Below are 26,534 nucleotides of genomic sequence, written 5' to 3' on the forward strand. Positions count from 1 at the left end.
GTTTTTACCTGAATTGGCGATTAACTACAATTGAACTATAGAAATTGATTATGACATTTAGTTTTATTGTGTTCAATGCTTTCCGCGAGCACCCAATTTTTTCTTACCACATTTGAAGTCAAACCGGAGCTCAAATCTCTACTACCGGCACCCTCGGAGCAAGTGCACAAAGCAATTCATAACTGATTGTTCCGGCAGCTCGTGCCACTTCATCAATTGACATGCCATCACCCCAGAGCGTCACTTCACTTCCAACCTGCGCCTGAGCAATATCTGTCAAATCTACGTGTAGCATATCCATCGATACGCGGCCTAACGTTCTTGTCCGCTTACCCAGAACAAGTACAGGTGTACCGGTAGGCGCATGGCGCGGATAGCCATCGGCATAACCACAGGCAACAATACCTACACGCATATCACGATCGGCCACAAAAGTTGCTCCATACCCGACACTCTCACCTTTTTGGATTGATTGCACTGCAATGATCTGACTTATAAGGGTCATTACTGGCTGCAACCCTAATTCCTCAGCACTTTTATCAATAAAAGGGGAAGAACCATAAAGCATAATGCCAGGCCGCACCCAATCACCATGCGAATCGGGATATCGCAAAATCGCAGCCGAATTTGCAAGACAGCGCATGTGATGCAAGCCTTGGACAACGCTGTTAAATGACAAAAACTGTACTGAAATCCCTTTTTCATCATCAGCTGTAGCGAAATGCGTCATCAAGGTGATATTGTGAATCACTGCACAACTTTTAAGTATAGACAAAGCCTCATGAAACGCGTCAGCCTTAAATCCCAGCCGATTCATTCCTGAGTTCATTTTCAGAAAAACGTCAATCTTTTTTGGCAACCATGCCTGCGACAGGATTTCCAATTGAATTTGGTTATGAACCACAATCGACAAATGATGATCCGCAATAATCGGCAGCTCATCCGCAGAAAAAAAACCTTCAAGCAACAGGATAGATTTCCTGAAACCCATTTCACGCAGGCAAATGGCATCTTCAAGCGCTAGCACAGCAATACCATCCACGTTGCCAATTAATACCTGCGCCACCCGCTTCAGACCATGGCCATAACCGTTTGCCTTAATCACCGCCATAATTTTGGATTCAGGTGCGCACCTTCGTACAACATGAAGATTACGGTCAAATGCAGAAAGATTTATACGGGCTTGAAGAGGGCGAGACATGGATTGAATTGTAAAGTTAGGAGATACTAAAGCAAATTACTAAAACCTGAATATAACCAATCATAATGAAGAAAAACGCCTTAATCTAATTAATTGTAGCTTTTCAGATTCTGCGTTTATCTTGCAATGAAAAACAATGGACCCAAATCAATATTGACCTGCATGAGCAAAGTTTTCAAACTTGGTATATTCCCCTAGGAAGGTCAGACGCACTGTGCCAATAGGTCCATTACGCTGCTTACCGATAATAATTTCAGCGGTACCTTTTTCCTGCGTGTCAGGGTTATAGACCTCATCCCGATAAATAAACAGAATAACGTCAGCATCCTGCTCAATAGCACCTGACTCACGCAAATCCGACATAACAGGTCGCTTGTTAGGGCGTTGCTCCAGACTTCGATTAAGCTGAGAAAGCGCTATAACTGGTACATTCAACTCTTTAGCCAACCCTTTCAATGACCTTGATATTTCAGAAATCTCAGTCGCCCTGTTTTCGCCATTCCCACTCCCGCTCATCAGTTGCAGGTAATCGATCACGATCAGGCCAAGCTTCCCATATTGCCGGTGAAGGCGGCGTGACCTGGCACGCACTTCCATCGATGTCAATGCAGGTGACTCATCAATATGGATCGGGGCATCATTTAATTTTCCTACGGCGTAAGTGAGATTATGCCAATCATCATCCTGCAGCTTGCCCGTACGCACTTTATGCTGGTCCAAACGCCCAACAGAACCAATCATCCGCATGACTAACTGCGACCCACCCATTTCCATACTGAAAATGGCGACGGGCAAACCTGATTCAAGTGCAACCGTTTCCGCAATATTGATGGAAAATGCCGTTTTACCCATAGATGGCCGGCCAGCAACAATCACCAAATCTCCAGGCTGCAAGCCAGAAGTCATCTTATCCAGATCAGTAAAACCAGTGGGTATTCCGGTTACATCACTATTATTATCGCTGCGAAATAACTCATCTATCCGCTCTACAACCTGTGTCAGCAGCGGTTGAATATCCAAAAACCCTTGCTTTCCCCTTGAACCTTCTTCAGCAATTTCAAATACTTTTGCCTCCGCTTTGTCCAATAATTCAGAAGCATTGCGCCCCATAGGGTTAAATGCACTTTCAGCAATATCAGTACCGACCTGCACCAGTTTCCGCATTACTGAACGCTCACGAACAATCTCTGCGTAGCGTCGAATATTTGCCGCAGAAGGCGTATTTTGGGCCAACCCTCCCAGATATGCCAAACCGCCTATGTTTTGCAATTCAGCACTACTTTCTAGAGATTCTGACACTGTAATAACGTCAGCGGGTCTATTCTGTTCAATCAGCTTGGAAATATGCCGATAAATCAGTTTATGATCATGCCGATAAAAATCGGATTCCGTCACCAGATCTGCAATTTTTTCCCAGGCACTATTTTCCAATAACAATCCACCGAGGACGGATTGCTCAGCCTCTACAGAATGGGGAGGAAGCTTAAGGGACTCAACCTGCTGGTCAAGCATCATTGACGACACATTTTGAACCATCTGAACTCTTCGAGGAGAAATAAAATAAGCTATGCATGAAGCGTTAATATTATCATTTTTGAAGGTAGCACAAGCTAACTTACAGAAATAAAAAAAGGGCTGTAACTACCAGCCCTTTTTTAAATCAGGTAAAACCAGTGATTAATTAGTTTTCGCCGATTACAGTTACCGTGATATTTGCAACTACGTCAGTATGCAATGCAACAGTAATTGCATATTCACCAATCAGTTTCAACGGGCCTTCAGGCAGTCTGATTTCAGACTTTGGCACATCAAAACCTTTTGCTTTCAACGCTTCAGCGATATCTGCATTGGTCACTGAGCCAAACAATCTGCCATCCACACCCGCTTTTTGACTGATTTGTATGGCAAAGCCTTCCATCTTGGCGGCACGTGCCTGAGAATCAGCCAAAACTGCAGCTTGCGCTTTTTCAAGTTCAGCACGCTTCGCTTCAAACTCAGCCAGATTCGCTGCCGTAGCACGCTTAGCCTTACCCTGAGGAATCAAATAGTTACGCGCATAGCCGTCTTTCACCTTAACGACATCACCCAACTGACCCAGGTTTACCACTTTTTCCATCATAATAATTTGCATAGCTGACTCCTTAATGCAGATCGGTATAGTGGAGCAATGCCAAGAAGCGAGCGCGCTTGATAGCAGTACCTAACTGGCGCTGAAAACGGGCTTTGGTGCCTGTAATACGCGCTGGAATAATCTTACCGTTTTCGTTGATGAAATCTTTCAACAACTCAACATCTTTATAATCAACTTCTTTGATACCTTCGGCGGTAAACCGGCAGTATTTTCTACGTCTGAACATTTGACGGGACATGACTCACCTCTTCAATTCGAATTTATTAACGTGTAACACCAAGTGTGTACTCATACGGCTTTTGCGGGAGAGGAAACCATCCAGTTTCACATAGTCACCAATTTTTAATCGGTTAACATCCTGCGCCACTTTATCCAGTGCAACCGAACTTATCTCGCATTGCACCAGCCGTTTTCCACCTGCTTCTATTTGTTCTGACTCATGCCCAATTTTAAAATTCACGATCGGGATGCCAGCAGGCGTATAACGTATTTCTTCCTTCTCAACAATCAGTCCGCACAGTACAACGCGGTTACAATTCACTTAAGCTACTGATTCCTGCGCTGCATCTGCATCGGATGAATCTCTACCGCCTTCATCACCACCTCTGGAAGGTCTGGCTCTTTCTTCCTTCATCATTGCTGAAGGCTCAGTCACAGCTTCTTTCATCTTCGCGGTCAGATGACGTAGTACGGCATCATTGAATTTGAACGCATGTTCGAGTTCATCCAGAGTTTCCTGGTCACACTCAATGTTCATCATCACATAGTGTGCTTTATGAACTTTCTGAATTGGGTAAGCCATCTGACGACGACCCCAATCTTCCAGGCGATGAATTTTGCCTTCTTTTGCAGTGATCGTAGCGCGATAACGCTCGATCATTGCGCCCACCTGTTCACTTTGATCAGGATGAACGATAAATACAATCTCGTAATGTCGCATGTATGCTCCTTTTGGAAATAGCCTTCCGTTATGCGCGTCGGTAAGGCAAGGTTATAAACGGCTTATCTTTGATCCCGGCCAAGCAATTGACCAACAAAAACCAAAGAAGCGGAATTATACAGGCAGTTCAATGGATTAATCAAGATTAACAGAACATTTTGGGGCGCAGAGTGAATCCCTGCCCTCCCCTGAAGTGCGGGCTACTTTATTAAAAGGCCTACCCTTTCAAGGCTCTTTGCCGCTGTGTTTCATATAAGCAAACCCCTGTCGACACAGAAACGTTTAAACTTTCTACTGTACCAAACATGGGAATACTCACGGTAAAGTCACACAGTTCTCGCGTTAATCGTCGCATGCCGGTCCCTTCAGTTCCCAATACCCAGGCTAACGGACCATCCAGCTTGGCCGTAAATAAATCCTGGTCTGCATCCGCCGCTGTACCTGCTATCCATACACCCATATCCTTCAGATCACGCATCGTTCTCGCCAGATTAGTCACCGCTATATACGGCACCGTTTCAGCTGCACCGCAGGCTACTTTGCTAACTGTCTGGTTCAAACCGACTGCACGATCTTTTGGCGCGACCACCGCATGCACGCCAAAAGCATCTGCGGTCCTTAAACAGGCCCCGAGATTGTGAGGATCCTGAATCCCATCCAGAATCAACAGCAGTGGCGGTTCATTCAGGTCTTCCAGCAATTCCCCCAGATCATGATGCTGCTTGACAGGCAACACCTTTGCCAGCACACCCTGATGTTTGTCATGACCAGCCATGCTATTTAAACGATCATTGGGCGTGATAACGATACGAATAGCATTTGTTTCTGCCAACTGTACAAGATCTCGCGCGCGCGCATCATGACGCCCACTATCCAAATACAGATCCACAATACTTTTAGGGTTCTGCCTAATACGGCTGGAAACGGCGTGAAAACCGCTAATAATCAAACGTGACATGAATAGATTTCTTTCTAAAAAAGCGCTGGGTGCGCATTAAGCACACCCATTACGATTGTTATTTCTTGGTTCTTGTGCGGGGCTTTCGGGGGGACTTCGCTTCTTTTTCAGACTTCGATTTCTTGGAAGAAACGCTAGATTTTTCTTTCACAACTTTTTCATCTTGCGAAGCCCCTTTGGATCGCTTAGATTTACTCAGAGGCTCTTCACTCACTAAAGTTTCATCACCATCCCATTCCAGTACAAAATCCATTTTGCTGGTTTCCAGATCCACGCGCACTACTTTGGCACGAACGCGATCACCTAATCGATAACGCTTTCCGGTTCGCTCACCCAGCATCTGGTGCTTGGCCTTATCAAAGTGAAAGTAGTCACTACCCAGTTCGGATACGTGCACCATGCCTTCCACATAGATACCATCCAGCGCGACAAAAATACCAAACCCAGTTACGCCACTAATTGTGCCATCGAAGGTTTCATTAATCTTGTCCTGCATATAAAAACACTTCAGCCAGGACTCTACATCACGGGTAGCTTCGTCTGCGCGACGCTCAGTCGTCGAGCAATGCTCACCCAGTTTCACCCAGCTACCCGGGTTGTATTTTTCACTGTTCAACACGGCTTTAATTGAACGATGCACTAACAAATCGGGATAGCGGCGAATCGGGGATGTAAAATGTGTGTAGGACTCATAGGCCAGACCAAAATGCCCGACATTATCAGGACTATACACTGCCTGTTGCAAGGAACGCAGCATCACGGTCTGCAATAACTGCGCATCAGGACGATCCTTGATTTTATCCAGCAAATTGGCGTAATCCATAGCATGAGGCTCTTCTCCTCCACCCAGACTCAGACCAAATTCACGCAAAAATTCATGCAATGCCTGAAGTTTTTCAGGAGTAGGCCCTTGATGGACGCGATACAAAGTGGGGTGCTCGTATCCTTGCAAGAAATCGGAAGCACAGACATTCGCAGCCAGCATACATTCTTCGATCAAACGATGCGCATCGTTACGTTTAACCGGAACAATGCGATCAATTTTACCTTGATCGTTAAAAATCATTTGTGTTTCAGTGGTTTCAAAATCAATCGCACCGCGTGCCCAACGTGCCTTCAACAAAGTCTTGAACAATGCATACAAGTTTTTTACATGGGGCAACACTGACTTGTATTCAGTTGCTTCTTCGCCCTTCGGATTTTCCAGCATAGCCCACACTTTATTGTAAGTGAGGCGAGCATGAGAAAACATCACTGCTGGATAAAAACGGTAACTTTTTATATCACCCTTGTTGTTGGTATCCATTTCGCAAACCATGCATAACCGTTCAACTTCAGGATTCAGTGAGCACAGCCCATTGGACAATTCTTCGGGCAACATGGGGATAACACGCCGGGGAAAATATACGGAATTGCCTCGCTCCAAACCCTCCACATCCAAAGGCTCGCCTGGCTTGACATAATGGCTCACATCGGCAATGGCAACATACAGCTTGTAACCTTTTCCAACCGGCTCACAATATACTGCATCATCGAAATCCCTGGCTGTTTCGCCATCAATAGTAACCAGTGGCAAATGGCGGATATCTTCGCGACCTACCATATCCTTCTTCAATACCTTTTTAGGTAATTTTTTGGCCTGAGCTTCAACGGCTGCGGAAAAAATATGGGGCAATTCATGCTTGCGTAAGGCAATTTCAATTTCCATACCGGGATCAGCGTAATTCCCCAGAATCTCAACCACTCGCGCAACGGGTTTAGCATGTTTACTGGGCTGTTCAATGATCTCAACCATGACAACTTGCCCCGCAGCAGCCCCCAAATCTGCCCCTTGCGCAATCAGAATATCCTGGGTGATGCGACGGTTTTCCGATACAACGAACTGGACGCCATGCTCCACAACCAACCGCCCAACCAAGCGACTATTGACATGTTGCAGCACTTCAACGATTGAACCTTCACGGCGACCACGTCGATCCAGTCCGATTTCTCTGGCCATGACAATGTCGCCATGAAACACCCTGTGCATTTCTTTCGGCCCCAGAAAAAGATCCGGGCTACCATCTTCAGGAATCAAGAATCCAAAACCATCCGGATGACCTTGAACTTTCCCCTTGATCAAATCCAGTTTATCCATCACACACACCGCATTTTTGCGGTTACGCATGATCTGTCCTTCACGCTCCATAGCGCGTAAGCGACGACTGAAGAAATCCATTTCTTCATCATCGATTTCAAGCAGTTCAGCTAAATTCTCTGATGAAACAGGCATACCTTGTTCAGAAAGAATTTGCAGAATGAACTCACGGCTAGGCAATGGGTGCTCATATTGCGCGCGTTCTCTCTCGAGGTGTGGGTCCTGCAGACGAATTTTCTTCTTTTTCATTGACAAATGTCTCGTTTCATATTAAATTTGCGCTCTTGTTTTTGCCCAGATGGCGGAATTGGTAGACGCGCACGGTTCAGGTCCGTGTGCCGCAAGGTGTGGAGGTTCGAGTCCTCTTCTGGGCACCAGATTCAAACACATAAAACCGCGTTTATTCTTGTTTTCAGGATAGCGCGGTTTTTTGTTACCACAAAGTTTACCGTAAAAAGCATTGGCAGTGCTTGCTCAAAATTAATGTCAAGTATTATACCCTATCGCACCAACTTAGCATGGTGCAATTCCAAAACGCGTAACAATCCAACAACAATCAGTATTAATTATTTTCAACTGAAGCGGGAAACATTGATGATATTCCCATTATTCCATTTATCCTGCAGTCAGTCGTTATGTAAGTGTTCAACCCAGCGACGACCTGCTCGTGCATTTCCACGTTGCACCCTATTTAATTCAACTAAGTCTGCAAGTTACAAATAAAAGATGTCCATTTCATCGATTGTTCCCGTTCGGCGCAATAACGATTGAGCACTTGCCCTCTGAGTTAAAGAAAAACAACCGTGTAATAAAGAGAATACATAATCTGAAAAAAAATTTCCGTGCTTAGAAAATTACTGTGGGGACGATAATCTACCTGGCTTGCCTAAGCAAAATTAACAAGACCGCCACCCTTCGAAATCATGTTTGAATTGAAAGCTGGAATTAGCGCTGAAACGGCGCAGAGTTAGCAGTACGTTCTTTGCTGCCGGTTACCATTGCTTTAGGCAAATTAATTTTAGTACGATAACTGATTATGAATACCATAAAAATGTGCAACGCGATGAACACCATGAGCGCATAAGAGAGCACTCCATGCAGGGATTCCAGCCACTCTTCACCCCAATATACATCTGTGCCCATTAACCAGCCTGTCAACACCAAAAACAGCACTAACATTACCATCGCAATCGCCATTATTGCACCCAATGGATTCAACCCTACTGTTGCGCACCTGCCATGTTTGGCATAACAATTCAAATAACGCCGAATTCGTTGCCGTGTTGGAAAAAATGCGCCTATACGGGCATACCCACTAATACTTACCCCCCAAACCAGACGCGCAGTTATGGCCAAACCAGCTGCATAGCCTGCCCATCGGTGCAAGTCATCCCCTTCTTCCAGAAAAAATAGATTGGAGGCTATCAGACCGACCAGCCCCCAATGAAACAGTCGCACAAAAATATCCCAAACGTATATTCTTTCAACAATTTGGCTTTCTGGAATCATGTACTGTTTAATGCATTTCTGTTTTAACTGGCTGACCTGAAACCGTATCAAAATATATCTCTACTTTTTTGCCGTCTTTATTGTGGCCATATATTTCGTAACACTGACCATCGACCTTGAATTTTTTAATCTTGTAACCTTGATCTTCCAGTTGCTTGCGAAGATCGGCTTCTTTCATCCAGGTTTCTTTGGGGTGCGATTCACATTTTGCACCAGCCATAACTGATGGAGCAATAGCACTTAACAGCAGAACAAGCATTAATTTCTTCATCATTATTACCTCATTAATTAATAAACAAACAGCAATGATAATAAGAATGATTCGTATTACTGTCAACATAAATTTGATGAGCGTGCAATTGTTTTACTGCTATTCAAAATTAAAATAAAAAAAGGGGCGGTTTTATAACCGCCCCTTTTAATTACTATTAAACTATTTGAATGGATGCCTTAATACAATGGTTTCCTCTCGATCAGGCCCGGTAGAAATCATGTCTAACGGCACTTCGCAAATTTCCTCCATTCTTCTCAAATAGTTTTGCGCTGCTTTAGGTAACAGGTCAAAACTCTTAACGCCAACCGTGCTTTCCTTCCAACCAGGCATGTCTTCATAAATTGGCTCACATTCGGCCAGCGTTTCCGCACCCACCGGTAAAATATCGCTAGTCGTATTGCCAATTTTATATCCTACGCACATACGTAGAGTTTCCATACCATCCAACACATCGAGTTTAGTTACGCATAAACCCGAAACACCATTGATCTGTATTGAGCGCTTAAGGGCTGCCGCATCGAACCAGCCACAACGACGCGCACGCCCAGTAGTTGAACCAAACTCGTGACCCCGTTCAGCAAGGAATTTACCCACTTCATCAAACAACTCTGTAGGAAATGGTCCAGAGCCTACCCGTGTCGTATACGCTTTAGTAATTCCCAATACATAATGCAAGGTATGCGGACCTACACCACTACCTGTAGCGGCACCGCCTGCAGTACAGTTGGAAGAAGTTACAAAAGGATAAGTGCCATGATCTATGTCCAGCAATGTGCCTTGTGCACCTTCAAACAGTAAATTCTTTCCAGCCTTGTTTGCTTCATAAAGCAAACGCGGAACATCACCCACCATAGGCTTGATGCGCTCAGCTAAAGCCAGCGTTTCATCCAGAGTTTTCTGAAAATCAACAGTAGCCGCATTAAAGTAATTTTTAAGCACAAAGTTATGGTAATCCAGCACTTCACCTAACTTGGCAGCAAAACGCTCACGCAGGAACAAATCCTGCATACGTATAGCACGCCTGGCTGCCTTATCTTCATAGGTAGGGCCTATACCACGCCCAGTTGTACCGATTTTTCCAGCACCTTTAGCAATCTCACGTGCCTGATCAATGGCAATATGGTGAGGCAGAATCAAGGGACAAGCTTCTGAGATGATCAAACGGTTACTGACGTTGACACCGGCTTTTTCAAGCATGTCAACTTCTTCCAGCAATGCGTTAGGTGAAACAACCACACCATTCCCGATATAACAGGCAACTTCTTCACGCAAAATACCTGAAGGTATGAGATGCAAGACTGTTTTCTTGCCACCAATAACGAGCGTATGACCGGCATTATGTCCACCCTGGAATCTCACCACGCCTTGGGCGTGATCTGTCAGCCAGTCAACAATTTTACCCTTACCCTCATCTCCCCACTGCGTGCCAATTACGACTACGTTTTTTGTCATGTGTTTCAACCCCAATAAGTCATCAAATCTGTTCTACAACCCAGCCGTTATTTACCCATTTCAACGCACGATCACAATTCAATTCGGATTGACTTGACTCATGCCCAGGCAAATCTACCACAACGATTTCTCCTTTCGAGCGTAGCGCATCAATCGTGCTTTGTAATACATCGTCTTGCAAATGTGGCGCAAGAATACCCGCCGGAACCGGGGGTGGCAGCATCAAACTGAGTATTTGACGCAGGTCCATACTAAAACCAGTTGCAGGACGTGCACGTCCAAATGATTTACCAACTTCATCATACCGGCCACCCAGTGCAATCGCGTTTGCCCAACCCTTACTGTAAGCAGCAAAAACTACACCACTATGGTAATGATAACCACGCAACTCTGCCAGATCAAAGCATGGGTCAACTACGCCCTGCAATTGCTGAGCAATGGCATTCAAATCTGCTATTGCCTGAGTAATCTCAGGATAAGCTGGCAAACATTTGCTTGCCTTAGCCAGCACTTCCAGTCCGCCATAAAGTTCTGGCAAGAGTAATAGTGCCTTTTGAGTTTCTGTTTCAAGCGACGCAGACAGCTCGCGTATGGTAGGTATATCCTTCGATTGAAGCGCTTTAAACAACTCTGACTCTAATTCCTCGGAAACACCACCGCGAACTACCAAACTACGGAAAATTGCAACATGCCCCAAATCAAGATGGATGTCTTTCACACCAGCCAGACTGAGTGACTGAAGCATCAATCTCTGAATTTCAATATCGCTTTCCAGCCCAGTATGGCCATATAACTCAGCGCCAATCTGCAACGGCTCCCGCGTACCAGTGTAACTGGAAGGCACAGTGTGCAGGACACTACCGGCATAACATAAGCGGGTGACCCCTTCGCGATTGAGCAAGTGTGCATCAATACGTGCAACCTGCGGCGTAATATCCGCCCGCAGGCCCATTAGCCTTCCGGATAGTTGATCAACCACTTGAAAGGTTTGCAGCTCCATGTCATGACCGGTACCAGTCATCAATGACTGCATATATTCCAGCATGGGTGGCATGACCAATTGATACCCATGCACATGGTAAAGGTCAAGCAGACGACGACGCAATTGCTCAATACGCAATGCATCAGCAGGAAGAATATCTTCTATATATTCAGGAAGTAACCAGTTACGCATGATATAAATTCAACCACTAAGACGCACAGAACGCCAAGAAACCCAAGATTTACCTGTCAATTCGTCCAATATTTAGGAGCTTGAGCTAAGGTTGTTACTTGGCGCACTTGGCGTCTGGCAGCACCACTATTTATTAAATAAAAAAAGTATTAAAAGTCCAGCAAGCATGGAAGCAAAGCCTAAAAAGCGTAACTGTCCATCAGACATTTCAGTCATTTTACGAAAACTCTCACGCCACAAACCCGGCACAAGTGAAGGTAAGACACCTTCCAGTACCAGCAAAAGCGCAAATGCTGTCAGCAAATCGCTGGAGGACACGAATTACTTACCCGTTTTACCAGGATTTTTCAAATATTTGAAAAATTCAGAGGTTGGCTCCAGTATCATCACGTCACTTTTGTTTTTAAAGCTCTGGCGATAGGCTTCCATGCTACGATAAAATGCATAAAACTCAGGACTTTGGCTGTAAGCAGCCGCATAAATTCCAGACGCCTTTGCATCCCCTTCACCCTTAATGCGCTGTGCATCACGGTAAGCTTCAGCAATAATCACTTCACGCTGCTTATCTGCATCTGCCCGGATTTTTTCAGCTTCAGCTGCACCGGTGGAACGTAATTCGTTGGCTACTCGCTTACGCTCAGCTTCCATACGACGATACACCGAATCACTGACTTCCTGAGGCAAATCTACCCGCTTAAGTCGCACGTCAATCACCTGAACGCCAATTTTACTTGCATCCTGATTGGCTTTTGTACGCAATATTTCCATAATCTGGTCACGTTCACCTGAGACGACATCGTGTACCGTACGTTTACCAAATTCTGCACGCAGACCGTCATTCACGGTTTGCATCAATCGGGTTTGCGCCCGCATCTCATCTCCGCCTACGCTGACATAGTATTGCTTCACATCAACAATACGCCACTTGACGAACGAATCAACCAACACATTCTTCTTTTCAGAAGTAATGAAACGCTCTGGTTCTCCGGTGTCGATTGTTAAAATGCGAGTATCAAAATAGCGCACATTCTGAATAAGCGGTATTTTGAAATACAGGCCAGGCTGCTTCTTGACAGCAACCACTTCACCCAATTGAAATATGATTGCATTTTGCCGTTGATCTACGGTAAACATTGCCAGGCTCAATACAACCAGAACCAGGATTATCCCGATCAAAATAGTGCCTAAGTTCTTCATCATGGACGCTGCTCCCGATCACGGCTTCGGAAAGCATCTCGAGAACGCCATGTATTGTCATTCACAGGGGTTGTCGCTGGCTCAGAGACAGCGGGTTTAGCCGCTGCACTTTCCTGTACAGCAGGAGTCCCTGTAGATTGAATCAATTTATCCAGTGGTAAATACAATAAATTGGATCCACCTGACTTCTGATCAACCAGCACTTTGCTTGTGTTTGATAACATCTGCTCTACAGTATCCAAATAAATACGATCACGGGTAACGCCAGGGGCTTTGTTATATTCAAAGAGAACCTGTTTAAAACGACTTGCCTCACCTTCCGCGTTTGCTATCACACGCTGCTTATAGCCTTCTGATTCCTGAGCTAAACGGGATGCTGCTCCACGCGCTCTTGGTATCACGTCGTTCGCATAAGCCTGACCTTCACTTTTCAACCGTTCACGATCCTGGCCCGCTTTAACCGCATCATCAAATGACGCCTGAACCTGCTCGGGTGGTTGCGCATTCTGCATGGTTACTTTACTGATGCTGATACCCGTTTTATATCGATCCAGAATATCCTGAACCAACTTGGCAGCTTTAGCTGCAACTTCTGCACGCCCTTCGTAAAGTACGAAATCCATTTTATTCTTACCGACGATTTCACGAACAGCTGTTTCTGCTGCCTGCAACACTGCATCATCTGGAGATCGATTAAAAAACAGGTATTCTTCAGGGTTTTTAAGTATGTACTGTACAGCGAACTGAATATCAATGATGTTTTCATCATCAGTCAGCATTAGCGATTCTTTTGGCACTTTGTTTTTCACAGTGCTGCGGTACCCTACTTCAACAGTACGCACCTGTTCCACGTTGACAATTTCTCTGCTCTCAATAGGGTAGGGTAAATGCCAGCGAGGTCCAGACTGAGTAGTTTCCAGAAACTTGCCAAAACGAAGAACGACACCCCGTTCACCCGCATTAACAATATAAAAACCACTTGCAATCCAAACGAGCAACAGCAATACGATAATAAACCCAGCACCACCAACGGTGTTGAATTCAGGCGTACCTTTCCCTGTTCCACCGCCGCCACTGCCATTACCTTTTCCACCAAGAAGCGAATTCAGCTTCTGATTAAATTTACGCCACAATTCATCTAGGTCGGGTGGCCCGTCGTTACCTTTTTTACCCCATTGGGGTTCATTCGATGACATTTTTTTCCATTATATTATTCATGATTCATTTATTAACAACCAAAGGCTCATGCTGTTCCAAACTTTCTTTATCAGCATAAAGCCTTGAACTGTATTCAGAGAGCGCCTGCCGGAGATAATCAACCCCATCTCCATTTATTGCACTTAATCTGACTCGGATAATTCTATCATACTCATCTCGTTCCAAACCGGGACTAAGACCCTTTACGTCAATTTTATTCATCACCAGTATCTGTGGAATAGAGTCTGCACTGATCTCATGCAAGACTTTATTCACTTCGTAAATTTGATCGTCCTTGTTAGGACTGCTGCAATCAACGATATGCAAAAGCAAATCAGCCTGAACAGTCTCTTCCAGTGTTGCACGAAACGCATCAACCAACGTATGCGGTAAATTTTTGATAAAACCGACGGTATCTGACAAAACAATTTGCCCTGTACCTTCGATAAATATCTTTCTGGTTGTTGTATCCAATGTTGCAAAGAGTTGATTTGCCGCATAGGCATTGGCGCGGGTCAACCGATTGAACAATGTTGATTTACCAGCGTTAGTATAGCCCACCAACGATATTGATATGACGTTGGCCCGACTTCTTGCCCGACGCTGAATATCGCGCTGTTGCTTGAGTTTTCCTAATTTTTCCTTAAGAACCTTTACCCTTTTCCCCAGTAAACGACGGTCCGTTTCCAACTGTGTTTCACCTGGCCCGCGTAAGCCAATACCACCCTTTTGCCGCTCCAGATGTGTCCAACCCCGTACCAAACGTGTAGAAAGATGCTCTAACTGAGCCAACTCGACTTGCAGCTTCCCTTCATGACTGCGCGCACGCTGGGCAAAAATATCCAGAATTAAACTGGTTCTATCTATGACCCGGCAACTCAGTTTACGTTCAAGATTGCGTTCCTGGCCTGGGGAGAGTTCATGATTAAATATCACAAGAGGCGCTTCAGACTGACTTACTACCACAGCGATTTCTTCTACCTTACCACTACCAGCAAACAATGCTGGATCTGGCCGGGCCCGCTTTCCCTCAACAATGGAAAGCACTTTGAAATTTGCACTTTCTGCAAGCTGCTTCAATTCTTCCAGGCTCTCTTCATAATCCGGCCTGCCAAAATCCAGACTTACCAGAACTGCGGTTTCACCGCTTTCTGGACGCTCAAACATTAAGAATCCGTATTCTCACTTGAAAGGTTCACAGGTCGCGAAGGCACAATCGTTGAAATGGCGTGTTTATAAACCATTTGGGTAACTGCGTTTTTCAGCAGTACAACATACTGATCAAATGACTCTACCTGGCCTTGCAATTTGATACCGTTCACCAAATAGATCGAGACAGGGACATGCTCTTTACGCAAGACATTCAAAAATGGGTCTTGCAACATTTGCCCTTTTGCACTCATGGTTTCTCCATTGTTTTTTTCTAATTAAATACTTTACTTGATTTTTTATGTAAATGCCATCTAAGAAAAACCCTAGTGACCCATGCCTAGATGTGTTTAAGCTACCATAGAATATAAAACAATCCGAATTTTGTCATTCTAGATGACTTTAAAATAATATCTATTTTTAAACGTGGGGATTAACCAGTTAAATTCAAGCCCACAATCACAATTTCTTTATTCATAATGGGTTGCAACTCGTAATTTTAACTTGCAGCAACACCACATTAACAAACTACTTTATTTTTTCCCATAAAGTTTTCTACCACGCATGCGTTTGCGATGTGCTGTTTTTTCTTCAGCATCAGTCAAAGGTGCTCTCGCTCTCCCTTCAAATGGGTTTGCACCTTGCTTGAATTGAACTCTCAGGGGCGTGCCTTGAAGTTCAAAAGCTTCACGAAATATTCTTTCAAGATACCGTTTATAACTAGCGGGGACTTTATCCACAGCACTGCCATGAACAATAATCAAAGGAGGATTACTCCCCCCCTGATGGGCATAACGCATTTTTGCTCGGAAAGCACCCACTTTGGGAGTTTGATGCTGGGTGGTTGCATCAATCAAAATACGGGTCAGCCGTGGTGTGGGCATCTTGCACATGGCGGCTGCGTAGGCGGTGTCAATCGATTTAAATATTTCTGCGATGCCAGTACCTTGCAATGCAGAAATATAATGAAACTTTGCAAAATCAAGGAAGCCAAGTCTGCGATCAATTGCGCTTTTAATCGTTTCGCGCTGATATTGATCCAATCCATCCCACTTATTCACTGCAACCACGAGCGCCCGACCACTTTCCACTATAAATCCTGCTATGTGTGCATCTTGCTCAGAAATTTCTTCATGGGCATCCAACACAAGCACGACTACATTTGCATCTTCTACAGCCTGTAGCGTTTTGATAACGGAAAATTTCTCAACCGCTTCAAAAACCTTCCCGCGTCTGCGAACGCCCGCAGTATCAATAATGGTATATCGTTTGTCATTACGTTCAAAATCTATATATATACTGTCGCGCGTAGTACCTGGCTGATCAAAAGCGATCACGCGGTCTTCGCCTAATATGCGATTTACCAGTGTGGACTTTCCCGCATTAGGCCTCCCTACCAAAGCGATCTTTGGATGTTTTTCCTTTTCTTCATCTTCTTCTTCAGGAAAGTCTTCCAGCATCAGCTCAACTAATTCACGAACCCCTTCCCCATGCGCTGAAGAAATGGCCAACGGCACACCCAATCCTAATTCAAAAAATTCGGCAGTGATTACTGCACGTTGCATTCCTTCTGATTTATTGACGGCAAGAAATAGTGGCCGGCCTGTTTTACGTAGTTTATCCGCTATCAATTTATCTTGAGCAGTTAAACCATCGCGTGCATCAACCAAAAACACAATTACATCAGCCTCATCAACTGCCTGTAATGTTTGCTTGGCCATTTCATGAAAAATACCCTCTTTCGCCACTGGCTCAAAACCGCCAGTATCAACAACCAGATAAGGCTTTGTTCCAATTTTTCCATGCCCATAATGACGATCACGGGTCAAACCCGGAAAATCAGCAACCAAGGCATCACGCGTTTTGGTTAAACGATTAAAGAGTGTAGATTTTCCAACGTTAGGTCTTCCGACGATGACGATTGTGGGTTTCATAATATTTTGTATTTACCGCAAATTAAAACGCAAAAGATGCATCAATGAATTTTGATACATCTCCATTGCGACAACTCGACATCCTGTTAGATCAATAGATTACTTTACTGAATAGTAAACGCATGCAAACCGCCGCTACGCGTTTGCACCACAAAACCATTTTCAAGGGCGACTGGCTGGCTACCAATTGAACTTCCATCCGTTGCAGCTCTCGCCGCAAAAGAACCATCTTCAATCAACATCAGGTGCACATAACCTTCTACATCACCAACAACAACATACCCACGTCTGACTACAGGTGCACTCAACTTTCTGGCAAACAGCTTATCCTGCTTCCATACGCTACTGCCACTCGTTTTATCCAAAGCCACGACCGCGCCTTTATCATCACTGATATAGACATTACGTTGATCCATTGCCATTCCGGCAATACTTGAAATATCTCTGGCCCAAATCGGGTTACCTGACTGAGTTTCAAAACAGGCGACACGCCCTTGATAAGCAACAGCACAGACCTCACGTGTGTCGACTACCGGCAGACTGGTAATATCTGCAATGCGTTCCAGTTCGGTAGCGCCTTTAGGCAATGCGACAGTTGCTTCCCAGCCTACATTTCCATTTATCAAGTTTAGCCCGACTAATTTACCACCTGCAAATCCAGCAAACACGGCACCATGAGTCACAACAACACCTACATTACTGCGCACTGTCAAAGCAGGCGTAGCGCGTTGATATACCCATTTACGCTTACCATCTTTCGCATCCAGACCAAATATCTTTCCATCTCCGGTGCGAATAACCACCACGCCATCTTCTGTTTGCGGAGCACTCAGCACTTCACTGGATAATTGTGACTGCCATAATAATTTACCATCATCAGAGTAGCTCAAGACTTCTCCCTTACCGGTGCCGACAAAGACCATACCATCGCCAGCTCCCACACCACCTGAAAGCTTTTTACCCGTTTCAACACGCCAAGACTGCTTGCCTGAATCCGCATCGTAGCGGGAAAGATAGCCATCATGGCTAGCCGCATAAACGCTTCCTTTCATGTTTGCCGGTGTAAATACATAGTCTCCGGCACTGCCTGCACTTTCACGCCAAAGCGGTTTGAGCACCGCAGTTTGCTTGAACTCGACTAAAGGAGCAGGCTTTTCACTATTGTCTTTACCGCTAAACCAACTAGCGCAACCTGATAACTGGCTGGTTAACAAGAGTACAATCAAACCGCCAATAAAGTTAATCTTCTTTTTTTCCATCATTTAGCCTCCCCTAAGCTATCCAATTTAATTTGGATATACTTGCGAAACGGACTTTTTTCATCAGTTTTTTGAATGGCCTCACTGTAAGCCTTACGCGCTTCTTCTGCTTTGCCCTGGGCAACCATCACATCTCCCAGAAGATCAGCATACAAACCGTCATAGGTATCTTCATGCTTTGTATTTAGTAGTTTAATGGACTCAACAAAATTCTTTTCATCCAGCAAAATACCTGCCAGGCGCAATCTGGCCATGTCCAGCACCGGCGCTTCCTTTGAATGACTTACTACCCATTCCAGCTGCGCTTTTGCGCTTTTTGCATCACCAGACTCGTAATTGGCGCGCGCACTGATTAATGCAGCTCGAGCTGCATAAGGCGTGCTTGCGTATTTTTCTATCAATTGACCCGCTGCATCACGAATTTTCTTGGTATCTTTAGCCTGTTCTGCATTTTCTAGTTGGCTATACATCGCTGCAGCCTGACGCGCCTGATTACTTTGATAAACTCTCCAACCCTGTATACCAGCAACAGTCACTATAAACACGCTAACTGCCATAATGACGGTTTTACCATTCTGCTTCCACCACGCCTTTAGTGCGTCAACTTGTTCTTGTTCTTCCAGATCGATCATGCTTATTCCTTAGATTTATCGTTTTGCGTCTATTTTGCTTTTTATCATATCAGCAGCTTCACTGACTCCCATACGCGCCTGCTCACCTAACTCGCGCAATGGTTTGACACTTAATTCACTGGCGCTGGCTTCATCATCACCAATAATGATTGCGTAATGGGCGCCATTTGCATCTGCTTTTTTCATCTGGGATTTAAAACTGCCACCCCCGCAATGAAGCACCACATGCAATCCTGCATCACGTAACTGCTCGCTAACCTGTAGTGCTATTTTATCTGCTGCTTCCCCCTGATGGATCAAATAAGCATCGGGGACTTTTAGTGGCACGCTCAATGCAGATTCTTCCATCAATGCCAGTAACCGCTCAACGCCCATTGCAAATCCACAGGCTGGTGCCGGTTTGCCACCTATCTGTTCAATCAGGCCATCATAACGTCCACCTGCGCAGACTGTACCTTGTGCGCCTAATCGGGTTGTTACCCATTCAAAAACGGTGTAATTGTAATAATCCAGCCCACGCACTAATCGTGTGTTGATTTCATAAGGAACATCGGCACTACGCAGAAGCACTTGCACCCCCTCAAAATGTTTGAGAGAGGCTTCATCCAGTTCATCCAGCAACTTTGGTGCTGCATCGATTAAAGCCTGCATTGCAGGGTTTTTACTATCCAGTATCCGCAATGGATTAGAATGTAAGCGACGGCGGGCATCTTCGTCCAACAAATTCTCGTGCGCAGTAAAGTATTGAATCAACTTTGTGCGATGAAGCGCGCGCGAACCAGCGCTGCCTAATGTATTGATCTGAAGTGATACATCCTGCAAGCCGAGCTTTTTCCATAATCGGGCGCACATAATGATTTGTTCAGCGTCTATATCAGGTCCGGAATAACCCAGCGATTCCACACCTACCTGATGAAATTGACGATAACGGCCCTTTTGTGGACGCTCATGACGAAACATAGGACCACTGTAAAAAAGGCGTTGCGGTCCATTATAGAGAAGGTTGTGTTGAATTACTGCACGAACACAGGCAGCCGTACCTTCAGGCCGCAACGTCAGGCTTTCACCATTGAGAGCATCAATAAAAGTGTACATTTCCTTTTCAACGATATCGGTTACTTCCCCGATAGCACGTTTGAACAGAGCTGTCTGCTCTACAATAGGCATACGAATATTACGATAACCATAGCTATGCAGCCAGTCACGTACTGTTTCTTCAAAAAATTCCCATAAATGGGCTTGATCCGGCAGGATATCGTTCATCCCCCGGATGGCTTGTATCGTATTGCTCATGAAATATCAGTCATAAATATAGGCTAGCTGACAGAATTAACTGACAGCTTTAATCGATATTGTTTTCCCTGAAGAAGGAGGAGCTTCCTTCATCCGGGCGATTTTTGCACGCACCTGGCGCTCAAGCTCATCAACCAATTCTTCTTCTTTTACCTTATGACTTGGCTTGCCATCCATATACATCAAGTTAGGGGATCCACCCGCAATCCCCAGATGCGCTTCTTTCGCTTCTCCCGGACCATTCACTACACAACCGATCACGGCCACATCAATGTGTTCCGTTATATCTTCCAGGCGAGCTTCCAGCGCATTTACAGTTTTGATTACATCAAATTCCTGCCGTGAGCAAGAAGGACACGCAATGATATTCACACCTTTGTTTCGTAAATGCAGGCTTTTCAGAATATCAAATCCGACCTTTACTTCTTCTATAGGATCTGCCGCCAAGGAAACCCGGATAGTATCGCCTATACCTTGCGCCAACAACATACTCAGCCCAATGGCCGATTTAACAGCACCTGAACGAAAACCTCCCGCTTCAGTGATACCCAAATGGAGCGGCTGATCTATCTGACTGGCGAGCAGCTTATACGCTTCCACTGCCATAAACACTTCCGATGCTTTTACGCTGACTTTGAAGTCATGGAAATCCAGTTTATAGAGATACTCAATGTGGCGCATAGCAGAATCCACCAAGGCTTGGGGCGTGGGTTCTCCATACTTTTTTTGCAGATCCTTTTCCAGTGATCCAGCGTTAACTCCAATGCGTATAGGGATCCCATGATCCTTAGCAGATTGCACAACTGCACGCACCCTGTCTTCACGCCCAATGTTACCCGGATTGATACGCAGGCAGTCCGCCCCCAATTCAGCAACACGCAATGCAATTTTATAATCAAAATGAATGTCTGTTACTAATGGCACAGGCGAACGTTTCTTTATTTCACCGAAAGCTTCAGCCGCTTCCATCGAGGGAACAGAAACGCGTACAATATCAGCACCAATCTTGGCTGCCCGTTCTATCTGAGCCAACGTGGCTTCTACATCACAAGTTTCTGTGTTGGTCATCGTCTGAACCGAAATCGGCGCATCTCCACCGATAAGTACATTTCCTACCTTAATCTGGCGACTTTTGCGTCTTGGGATTTCTACATGGAACATGAGTAAAGTCTCTGGAATCGATTACTGAAGAGTCAAACGCGCCACGCTGACTTTAATAAAAGGGGTTAAATCCACCTGCTTCCCATTATAAGTCATTCTTACATTAGCAGCATTTCCGACTACGATTGTGAAAGGTGGCATACCTTTCACTAACTGTTCACTCCCTGCGGCATTTAGCTGGGAAAAAATGCTTTTTCCACTTTTATCCTGAATTTCTACCCACGCATCACTATTAAAAGCCATTTTAATAGTACGCTCGCCTGGCGCTAAAGTTTCTTCAGCAGGTACACTTGGCGCGGCCTCTTTAGGCAACTCAGCTGCCGGTTCAACAACACTTTCATTTCCCGGCTTGGCAAGCGGTAGCGTTACCTGCGTATCCGATATAGCGGGCGGCAACGTTACTTTCGGCAATGCAGACGGAGTTACGACCGTATTTACACTCCCCTTTCCCGATTTTAATTGCTGAGGTTGAGAATTTAGCAACTCGTAAACCAGCAGAGGCGCACCGACTACAAGCAACAGAATTGCGAGCGACATCCAGAGCCACATTTTTTTGTGGCCAGATGAAATTTCAATACCCGCATTGGATGAAGAAATAGGAGGAGCAGACGCGTGCGCGATATCTACTTGTAGCGAAGCAAGCATCGGCTCAGGATCTAATTGCAGCAATCGAGCATAATTCCGGATAAAACCTTTCACAAAAGTGATGCCTGGAAGCTTCTCATGTTCGTCAGCTTCCATCGCCTCAACCTGCCGAACACCCAGCTTCAAACTACGTGCCACATCTGCGATGTGCAACCCTTGTGTCTGACGGGCTCTTAAAAGAATTTGTCCAATAGTAAGTGCAGCACTGTACTTTTCATTAGAGGGCACCTCGCCCTCCAACTTTATTTCTTCACTCATTCGTAATGTCCGCTCACCAAAGCCTGCGCCTGAGGAGAAGAAGGGAACTTTCTTCTCAGCTGCAATCCATAGCTCGATTCGGAATTTCTATCACCCAGTTTTCGTGCTACCCGCAAACTCAGCCACAAACTTTCTGCCGAGTCCTGCAAATCCTGCGAGAACTGAGATAAATAAGCTTTTGCTTCAATATATTGCCCACGAGAATAACTGATATTAGCCAACTCATAAAGGGCCTGGGCATTCTGAGGCTGACGCTTGATAACCTTAAGAAAAAAATCTTCAGCACCTGCCATATCTTTTTTCTTTACAAGACAAAGACCCGCATTCAAATAAGATTTTTCCGGAGTCTGGTAAAGGGGATTTTTCACTGCGCTCATAAAATGCTTAATGGATTCATCTACCCGGTTTCGCTGACACAAAAACCAACCATAATTATTATGGGCATCTGAGTCATTCGGATTAAGATTCAAAGCTTTTTCAAAATTCCGGACTGCCAAATCATCCTCATGCAACTCCATATGAACCAAACCCAGTATGTTGTAGCTGGCACCATAACTCGGGTCAGAACTAATTGCATCATTCAACTCGGCTATTGCGACCCCATATTGACCGCGACTATAATAATTGGCACCTAATTCAGCATGAATCACTGCACGACCTCGTGCGTCCACTTGCTCTTGTGTTTTCGGCTGGGCTTGCTGCCCTGCACATCCGCTTAGCAATAATAACAATGCTACTATTGCAAAACTCTTAATACGACACCCCGCAGTTTTTGTTTCAAGCATGTGATGCATTAGGGTTCTCCATTTTTTTTAGTATACGTTTGGTTTTATCCTGCACTTTTCCAACTAGCTGACCGCAAGCTGCATCAATATCATCCCCGCGTGTTTTACGCGTCGTTGTAATCAAACCGGCCTGCATCAAAATATCCCGAAAGCGACGAATAACATCACCGCGTGATCGTTGATAACCGGAGTCCGGAAAAGGATTAAAAGGAATCAGATTAAACTTGCAAGGAATATCCTGGACAAGATTAACCAACTCATGTGCATGAGCTTCGCTATCATTAATGCCATCCAGCATTACATATTCGAAGGTTATAAAATCTCTTGGCGCATCAACCACATAACGCTTACAAGCCGCCATTAACTCTTGCAATGGGTATTTTTTATTAATAGGGACCAGTTCATCACGCAATGCGTCATTAGGCGCATGCAATGATACTGCCAATGCGACTGGACACTGTTCACGCAGCCTTTCCATCGCAGGTAAAACCCCGGAAGTACTGACTGTCACGCGACGGCGAGACATGCCAAAAGCATGGTCGTCCAGCATAATGTTCAGTGCTGTCACCACGTTATCAAAATTGAGTAAAGGTTCTCCCATACCCATCATGACAACATTACTGATGATTCGTTCACCTTTAGGATCACGGCCAAGCGACTTGTTAGCCCACCATAGTTGACCTATAATTTCAGCAACACTCAGGTTACGATTAAATCCTTGTCTGCCCGTGGAACAAAAAGAACATTCCAGCGCGCAACCAACCTGACTTGAAATGCACAATGTACCCCGATTATCTTCAGGGATAAAAACCGCCTCAATGCTGTTGCCTGCCCCCACTTCCAGCAACCACTTTCGTGTGCCGTCTTCAGAAACCTGCTCTAGCATCAAACGTGGCGGTTCTACTACAGCAATACCACCCAATTTCTCTCTTAAACTTTTAGCGATATCAGTCATCTTAGCAAAATCACTTTCACCAAAATGATGGATCCAGCGAAACAGTTGCTTCGCACGAAAAGGCTTCTCACCGATTTCCTCAAAAAATTCAGTGAGCTGTTCCAGATCAAAATTGAGAAGATTTATCAACTTCAAACCTTAGCGAGAATATACATTCATTGCCGGGAAAAAGTAGGCAACTTCAATAGCCGCGGTTTCTGGCGCATCAGATCCATGTACAGCGTTTGCATCAATACTGTCAGCAAAATCTGCACGAATAGTCCCTTTTTCAGCCTTCTTAGGATCAGTTGCACCCATCAGCTCACGATTTTTGGCGATAGCGCCTTCACCTTCAAGCACTTGAACCATAACAGGGCCGGAAATCATGAAATCCACCAAGTCTTTAAAGAAAGGACGCTCGCGATGAACCGCGTAAAAACCTTCTGCTTCTGCACGTGATAAATGCATCATACGAGAAGCAACGATCTTCAGACCATTGCTTTCAAAACGGGAATAAATCTTGCCGATTACGTTTTTTGCTACGGCATCGGGTTTGATAATCGACAAGGCGCGTTCTACAGCCATTTATATTCTCCAAAAGTTGACTAAAACAATAATAAAGCTAACTTATTAAAATACCACGTTAAACGAATGAAATAAACCTTTTTCGGCGATATCAAAGACTTCTATTTCTGTCTAGCGGCTGTATGTCTGTTACAGGCTTGAATTTCATGCTAGCATGATCGCGCGCGCAATTTGGCTAATAGAACAAAGAGGATAAAGCCGATGCTGGAACATAACGCCATTATCAACGAAGAGCAAAACGATTTAAAGAAAAGGGCTACTCGCCGACTGATCGTTGCTGTTTCATTAGTTTTAGCTGCGGTAGCTATTTTGACGGTTTTGAGCAAACAAAAGCCATCCAGGCCTGTTGCCCAGGAATTACCATCAACTACCGTTCAATTAACCCCTCAACCCGCGGTTGAACCTCCACCAGCGATAGAGACATCACCTGCCCCTGCTCCTGAGCCTGAATCCAAACCAGTAGAAACGCCCTCTGCTGCTGCACCAGCAAGCCCGCCAGAAACACCACCTCCTCCGCAGGTTTCAGCGCAACCAGAAATTCAACATTCTCAGCCTGCTTCTACTTCACAAAAGCGACCGGCTCAACCCCAGCCAGCTTTGACAATTGAATCGGCACAAAAAACGGCTATTCCGCACGCTGAAAAACCTGTACCAGCACCTGCTCCAAAAACCCAGACCGTCACCACAGGTCCGAAAACATTTGTTCTCCAGTTAGGCGTGTTTTCCAACCCCGCCAATGCTATTCAGTTACAGGAAAAGTTAGCGCAACATGGCATTCAGTCATACACTGAAACCAGGGTACATGTAGGGCCGTTTAAAGATAAGGCTGAGGCTGACAAGGCCATGGAGAAAATCCGTACTTTAGGCATTGGCGCAGTTGTCGTGCAACATTAACAATTTATTGGATAAATAATTCCACAATGCCCGCTTTTTTCTTACTAGCAAATAAGCAACTTGTCGATATAATTGAATTTTGCAAAAACGGTCCTATGCATTGTTACATGACAGGTTTTTCAACATGACGCAAGAAACAGTGATATCAGTATCTCTTAAGGCTTATTTGCAGTTACTGAAAAAAAATGAAATCAAAAAATCCGATGTTGCCCGTAGCGAACATTTTGCCAGGCTGATCATTTCTAAACTTGGCGAGCAAACAATCACCTCAGTTGCCTACCGAAATGCTGTCAATTTAATGCTGAATTCCATCCCGGATATGTATCGCTCACACGCTTCTACAGTTGCACGCGAGCTTTTTCCGTTTCTGACATCTGATTTTAAATCGGTGGCACTATTAATGAGCACGGGAAATTACCGTGGCATCCGCGAGAACTGCGAGGTATTGTTTGATTGCAATATCAAAAGCATTGACGAGATGTTGAAAATTACTGAAGTGGCTATTCTTTCAGAACGCGAATCTGCGATACATAGCAGATATTTGTCTTACCTGAGTACACTTGGCATTGCCCAACAGGCCATCCACACACGAGCGAGACTTTCAAAAGCGGTAATGTATCTTACTCGAAATATCGACCTCGACAACAAGAGCTATAGTGCACTTTTGGATAGTATGTTGCCATTATTCAGCCTGGAAGAAACCAAGAAGTATCTCGTCTCCATTGCCCGAGAATTTTACTTTTTTTTAAATGAAGATATAAACGCACCTGCCCAGGCAGCTGCCAGCTTTGAAAAATCAAACACCACCATATCCAAGCAACCTCAGCAAAGTTAG

28 protein-coding genes and 1 tRNA gene are annotated in these 26,534 nt (G+C 44.9%); 3 read left to right on the forward strand and 26 right to left on the reverse strand.

Annotated elements, in window-relative coordinates:
• Nucleotides 1-130: 130 nt before the first annotated feature.
• The 8 genes from alr to rnr all read right to left on the reverse strand — a co-directional run bounded on the left by alr (nucleotide 131) and on the right by rnr (nucleotide 7,616).
• On the reverse strand, nucleotides 131-1,201 hold the full coding sequence (alr, locus tag EDC63_RS07350; protein ID WP_124945630.1) for an alanine racemase: 1,071 nt from the start codon (nucleotides 1,199-1,201) through the stop codon (nucleotides 131-133).
• A gap of 147 nt (nucleotides 1,202-1,348) precedes the next feature.
• Nucleotides 1,349-2,716 carry a replicative DNA helicase gene (locus EDC63_RS07355; protein ID WP_370685864.1) on the reverse strand — a complete coding sequence of 456 codons (1,368 nt, stop codon included), beginning with the start codon at nucleotides 2,714-2,716 and terminating at the stop codon, nucleotides 1,349-1,351.
• Nucleotides 2,717-2,882: 166 nt separating this feature from the next.
• Nucleotides 2,883-3,332 carry a 50S ribosomal protein L9 gene (gene rplI, locus EDC63_RS07360; RefSeq protein ID WP_124945628.1) on the reverse strand — a complete coding sequence of 150 codons (450 nt, stop codon included), beginning with the start codon at nucleotides 3,330-3,332 and terminating at the stop codon, nucleotides 2,883-2,885.
• Between the two features lie 10 nt (nucleotides 3,333-3,342).
• Complete coding sequence (gene rpsR / locus EDC63_RS07365; RefSeq protein WP_124945627.1) at nucleotides 3,343-3,570, reverse strand: 30S ribosomal protein S18; 228 nt, start codon at nucleotides 3,568-3,570, stop codon at nucleotides 3,343-3,345.
• A gap of 3 nt (nucleotides 3,571-3,573) precedes the next feature.
• Entirely contained in the window at nucleotides 3,574-3,873 is a 300-nt protein-coding gene (priB, locus tag EDC63_RS07370; RefSeq protein ID WP_124945626.1) for a primosomal replication protein N, read from the reverse strand.
• Nucleotides 3,874-4,272: a 30S ribosomal protein S6 gene (rpsF, locus tag EDC63_RS07375; RefSeq protein WP_124945625.1), complete on the reverse strand. Its 399-nt coding sequence runs from the start codon at nucleotides 4,270-4,272 to the stop codon at nucleotides 3,874-3,876. It lies immediately after the preceding gene.
• Between the two features lie 217 nt (nucleotides 4,273-4,489).
• A complete protein-coding gene (gene rlmB, locus EDC63_RS07380; RefSeq protein WP_124945624.1) occupies nucleotides 4,490-5,230 on the reverse strand; it encodes a 23S rRNA (guanosine(2251)-2'-O)-methyltransferase RlmB in 741 nt (246 codons plus the stop codon).
• Between the two features lie 58 nt (nucleotides 5,231-5,288).
• The gene (gene rnr, locus EDC63_RS07385; RefSeq protein ID WP_124945623.1) at nucleotides 5,289-7,616 is read right to left on the reverse strand and encodes a ribonuclease R; all 2,328 of its coding nucleotides are present in this window, start codon (nucleotides 7,614-7,616) and stop codon (nucleotides 5,289-5,291) included.
• A gap of 43 nt (nucleotides 7,617-7,659) precedes the next feature.
• Between rnr and EDC63_RS07390 the strand changes: the two genes are divergently transcribed.
• A tRNA-Leu gene (locus tag EDC63_RS07390) sits at nucleotides 7,660-7,744 on the forward strand.
• 568 nt (nucleotides 7,745-8,312) lie between these two features.
• On the opposite strand, the gene EDC63_RS07395 is transcribed toward EDC63_RS07390, so the two are convergent.
• The 18 genes from EDC63_RS07395 to ndk form a co-directional block, all read right to left on the reverse strand.
• Nucleotides 8,313-8,876 carry a cytochrome b/b6 domain-containing protein gene (locus EDC63_RS07395; protein ID WP_124945622.1) on the reverse strand — a complete coding sequence of 188 codons (564 nt, stop codon included), beginning with the start codon at nucleotides 8,874-8,876 and terminating at the stop codon, nucleotides 8,313-8,315.
• A gap of 7 nt (nucleotides 8,877-8,883) precedes the next feature.
• The gene (locus EDC63_RS07400) at nucleotides 8,884-9,150 is read right to left on the reverse strand and encodes a PepSY domain-containing protein (RefSeq protein WP_306307880.1); all 267 of its coding nucleotides are present in this window, start codon (nucleotides 9,148-9,150) and stop codon (nucleotides 8,884-8,886) included.
• Between the two features lie 159 nt (nucleotides 9,151-9,309).
• Entirely contained in the window at nucleotides 9,310-10,602 is a 1,293-nt protein-coding gene (locus tag EDC63_RS07405; protein ID WP_124945621.1) for an adenylosuccinate synthase, read from the reverse strand.
• Between the two features lie 22 nt (nucleotides 10,603-10,624).
• On the reverse strand, nucleotides 10,625-11,776 hold the full coding sequence (locus EDC63_RS07410; RefSeq protein WP_124945620.1) for an ATP phosphoribosyltransferase regulatory subunit: 1,152 nt from the start codon (nucleotides 11,774-11,776) through the stop codon (nucleotides 10,625-10,627).
• Between the two features lie 126 nt (nucleotides 11,777-11,902).
• Nucleotides 11,903-12,094, reverse strand: coding sequence for a DUF2065 domain-containing protein (locus tag EDC63_RS07415; protein WP_124945619.1), 192 nt, complete (start codon nucleotides 12,092-12,094; stop codon nucleotides 11,903-11,905).
• Nucleotides 12,095-12,097: 3 nt separating this feature from the next.
• Nucleotides 12,098-12,973, reverse strand: coding sequence for a protease modulator HflC (gene hflC / locus EDC63_RS07420; RefSeq protein WP_124945681.1), 876 nt, complete (start codon nucleotides 12,971-12,973; stop codon nucleotides 12,098-12,100).
• Nucleotides 12,973-14,169 carry an FtsH protease activity modulator HflK gene (gene hflK, locus EDC63_RS07425; RefSeq protein WP_124945618.1) on the reverse strand — a complete coding sequence of 399 codons (1,197 nt, stop codon included), beginning with the start codon at nucleotides 14,167-14,169 and terminating at the stop codon, nucleotides 12,973-12,975. The genes hflC and hflK overlap by 1 nt, the downstream gene beginning before the upstream one ends.
• Nucleotides 14,170-14,194: 25 nt before the next feature.
• Nucleotides 14,195-15,337 (reverse strand): ribosome rescue GTPase HflX, encoded by a 1,143-nt coding sequence (gene hflX / locus EDC63_RS07430; RefSeq protein ID WP_124945617.1) that lies wholly within the window; start codon nucleotides 15,335-15,337, stop codon nucleotides 14,195-14,197.
• Entirely contained in the window at nucleotides 15,337-15,573 is a 237-nt protein-coding gene (hfq, locus tag EDC63_RS07435; RefSeq protein WP_124945616.1) for an RNA chaperone Hfq, read from the reverse strand. The genes hflX and hfq overlap by 1 nt, the downstream gene beginning before the upstream one ends.
• Before the next feature lie 279 nt (nucleotides 15,574-15,852).
• Nucleotides 15,853-17,253: a ribosome biogenesis GTPase Der gene (gene der, locus EDC63_RS07440; protein ID WP_124945615.1), complete on the reverse strand. Its 1,401-nt coding sequence runs from the start codon at nucleotides 17,251-17,253 to the stop codon at nucleotides 15,853-15,855.
• Nucleotides 17,254-17,357: 104 nt separating this feature from the next.
• On the reverse strand, nucleotides 17,358-18,515 hold the full coding sequence (gene bamB, locus EDC63_RS07445) for an outer membrane protein assembly factor BamB (protein ID WP_223248198.1): 1,158 nt from the start codon (nucleotides 18,513-18,515) through the stop codon (nucleotides 17,358-17,360).
• On the reverse strand, nucleotides 18,512-19,144 hold the full coding sequence (locus EDC63_RS07450; RefSeq protein ID WP_124945614.1) for a YfgM family protein: 633 nt from the start codon (nucleotides 19,142-19,144) through the stop codon (nucleotides 18,512-18,514). Before EDC63_RS07450 ends, bamB begins: the two co-directional genes overlap by 4 nt.
• Before the next feature lie 15 nt (nucleotides 19,145-19,159).
• Nucleotides 19,160-20,437, reverse strand: a complete 1,278-nt coding sequence (gene hisS, locus EDC63_RS07455; RefSeq protein WP_124945613.1) for a histidine--tRNA ligase — start codon at nucleotides 20,435-20,437, stop codon at nucleotides 19,160-19,162.
• A gap of 36 nt (nucleotides 20,438-20,473) precedes the next feature.
• The gene (ispG, locus tag EDC63_RS07460; RefSeq protein WP_124945612.1) at nucleotides 20,474-21,598 is read right to left on the reverse strand and encodes a flavodoxin-dependent (E)-4-hydroxy-3-methylbut-2-enyl-diphosphate synthase; all 1,125 of its coding nucleotides are present in this window, start codon (nucleotides 21,596-21,598) and stop codon (nucleotides 20,474-20,476) included.
• 21 nt (nucleotides 21,599-21,619) lie between these two features.
• Nucleotides 21,620-22,501 (reverse strand): RodZ domain-containing protein, encoded by an 882-nt coding sequence (locus EDC63_RS07465; protein WP_124945611.1) that lies wholly within the window; start codon nucleotides 22,499-22,501, stop codon nucleotides 21,620-21,622.
• The gene (gene pilW / locus EDC63_RS07470) at nucleotides 22,498-23,295 is read right to left on the reverse strand and encodes a type IV pilus biogenesis/stability protein PilW (protein WP_223272278.1); all 798 of its coding nucleotides are present in this window, start codon (nucleotides 23,293-23,295) and stop codon (nucleotides 22,498-22,500) included. The genes EDC63_RS07465 and pilW overlap by 4 nt, the downstream gene beginning before the upstream one ends.
• On the reverse strand, nucleotides 23,279-24,370 hold the full coding sequence (gene rlmN / locus EDC63_RS07475) for a 23S rRNA (adenine(2503)-C(2))-methyltransferase RlmN (protein WP_124945678.1): 1,092 nt from the start codon (nucleotides 24,368-24,370) through the stop codon (nucleotides 23,279-23,281). The genes pilW and rlmN overlap by 17 nt, the downstream gene beginning before the upstream one ends.
• Nucleotides 24,371-24,379: 9 nt before the next feature.
• Entirely contained in the window at nucleotides 24,380-24,805 is a 426-nt protein-coding gene (gene ndk / locus EDC63_RS07480) for a nucleoside-diphosphate kinase (protein ID WP_124945610.1), read from the reverse strand.
• Between the two features lie 201 nt (nucleotides 24,806-25,006).
• On the opposite strand from ndk, the gene EDC63_RS18745 reads away from it, so the two are divergent.
• Both EDC63_RS18745 and EDC63_RS07490 read left to right on the forward strand, forming a co-directional pair.
• On the forward strand, nucleotides 25,007-25,699 hold the full coding sequence (locus EDC63_RS18745) for an SPOR domain-containing protein (protein WP_223248197.1): 693 nt from the start codon (nucleotides 25,007-25,009) through the stop codon (nucleotides 25,697-25,699).
• A 124-nt stretch (nucleotides 25,700-25,823) separates the two neighbouring features.
• Nucleotides 25,824-26,534 carry a hypothetical protein gene (locus EDC63_RS07490; protein ID WP_124945609.1) on the forward strand — a complete coding sequence of 237 codons (711 nt, stop codon included), beginning with the start codon at nucleotides 25,824-25,826 and terminating at the stop codon, nucleotides 26,532-26,534.

The organism is Sulfurirhabdus autotrophica (assembly GCF_004346685.1).
Taxonomy (GTDB): Bacteria; Pseudomonadota; Gammaproteobacteria; order Burkholderiales; family SMCO01; genus Sulfurirhabdus; species Sulfurirhabdus autotrophica.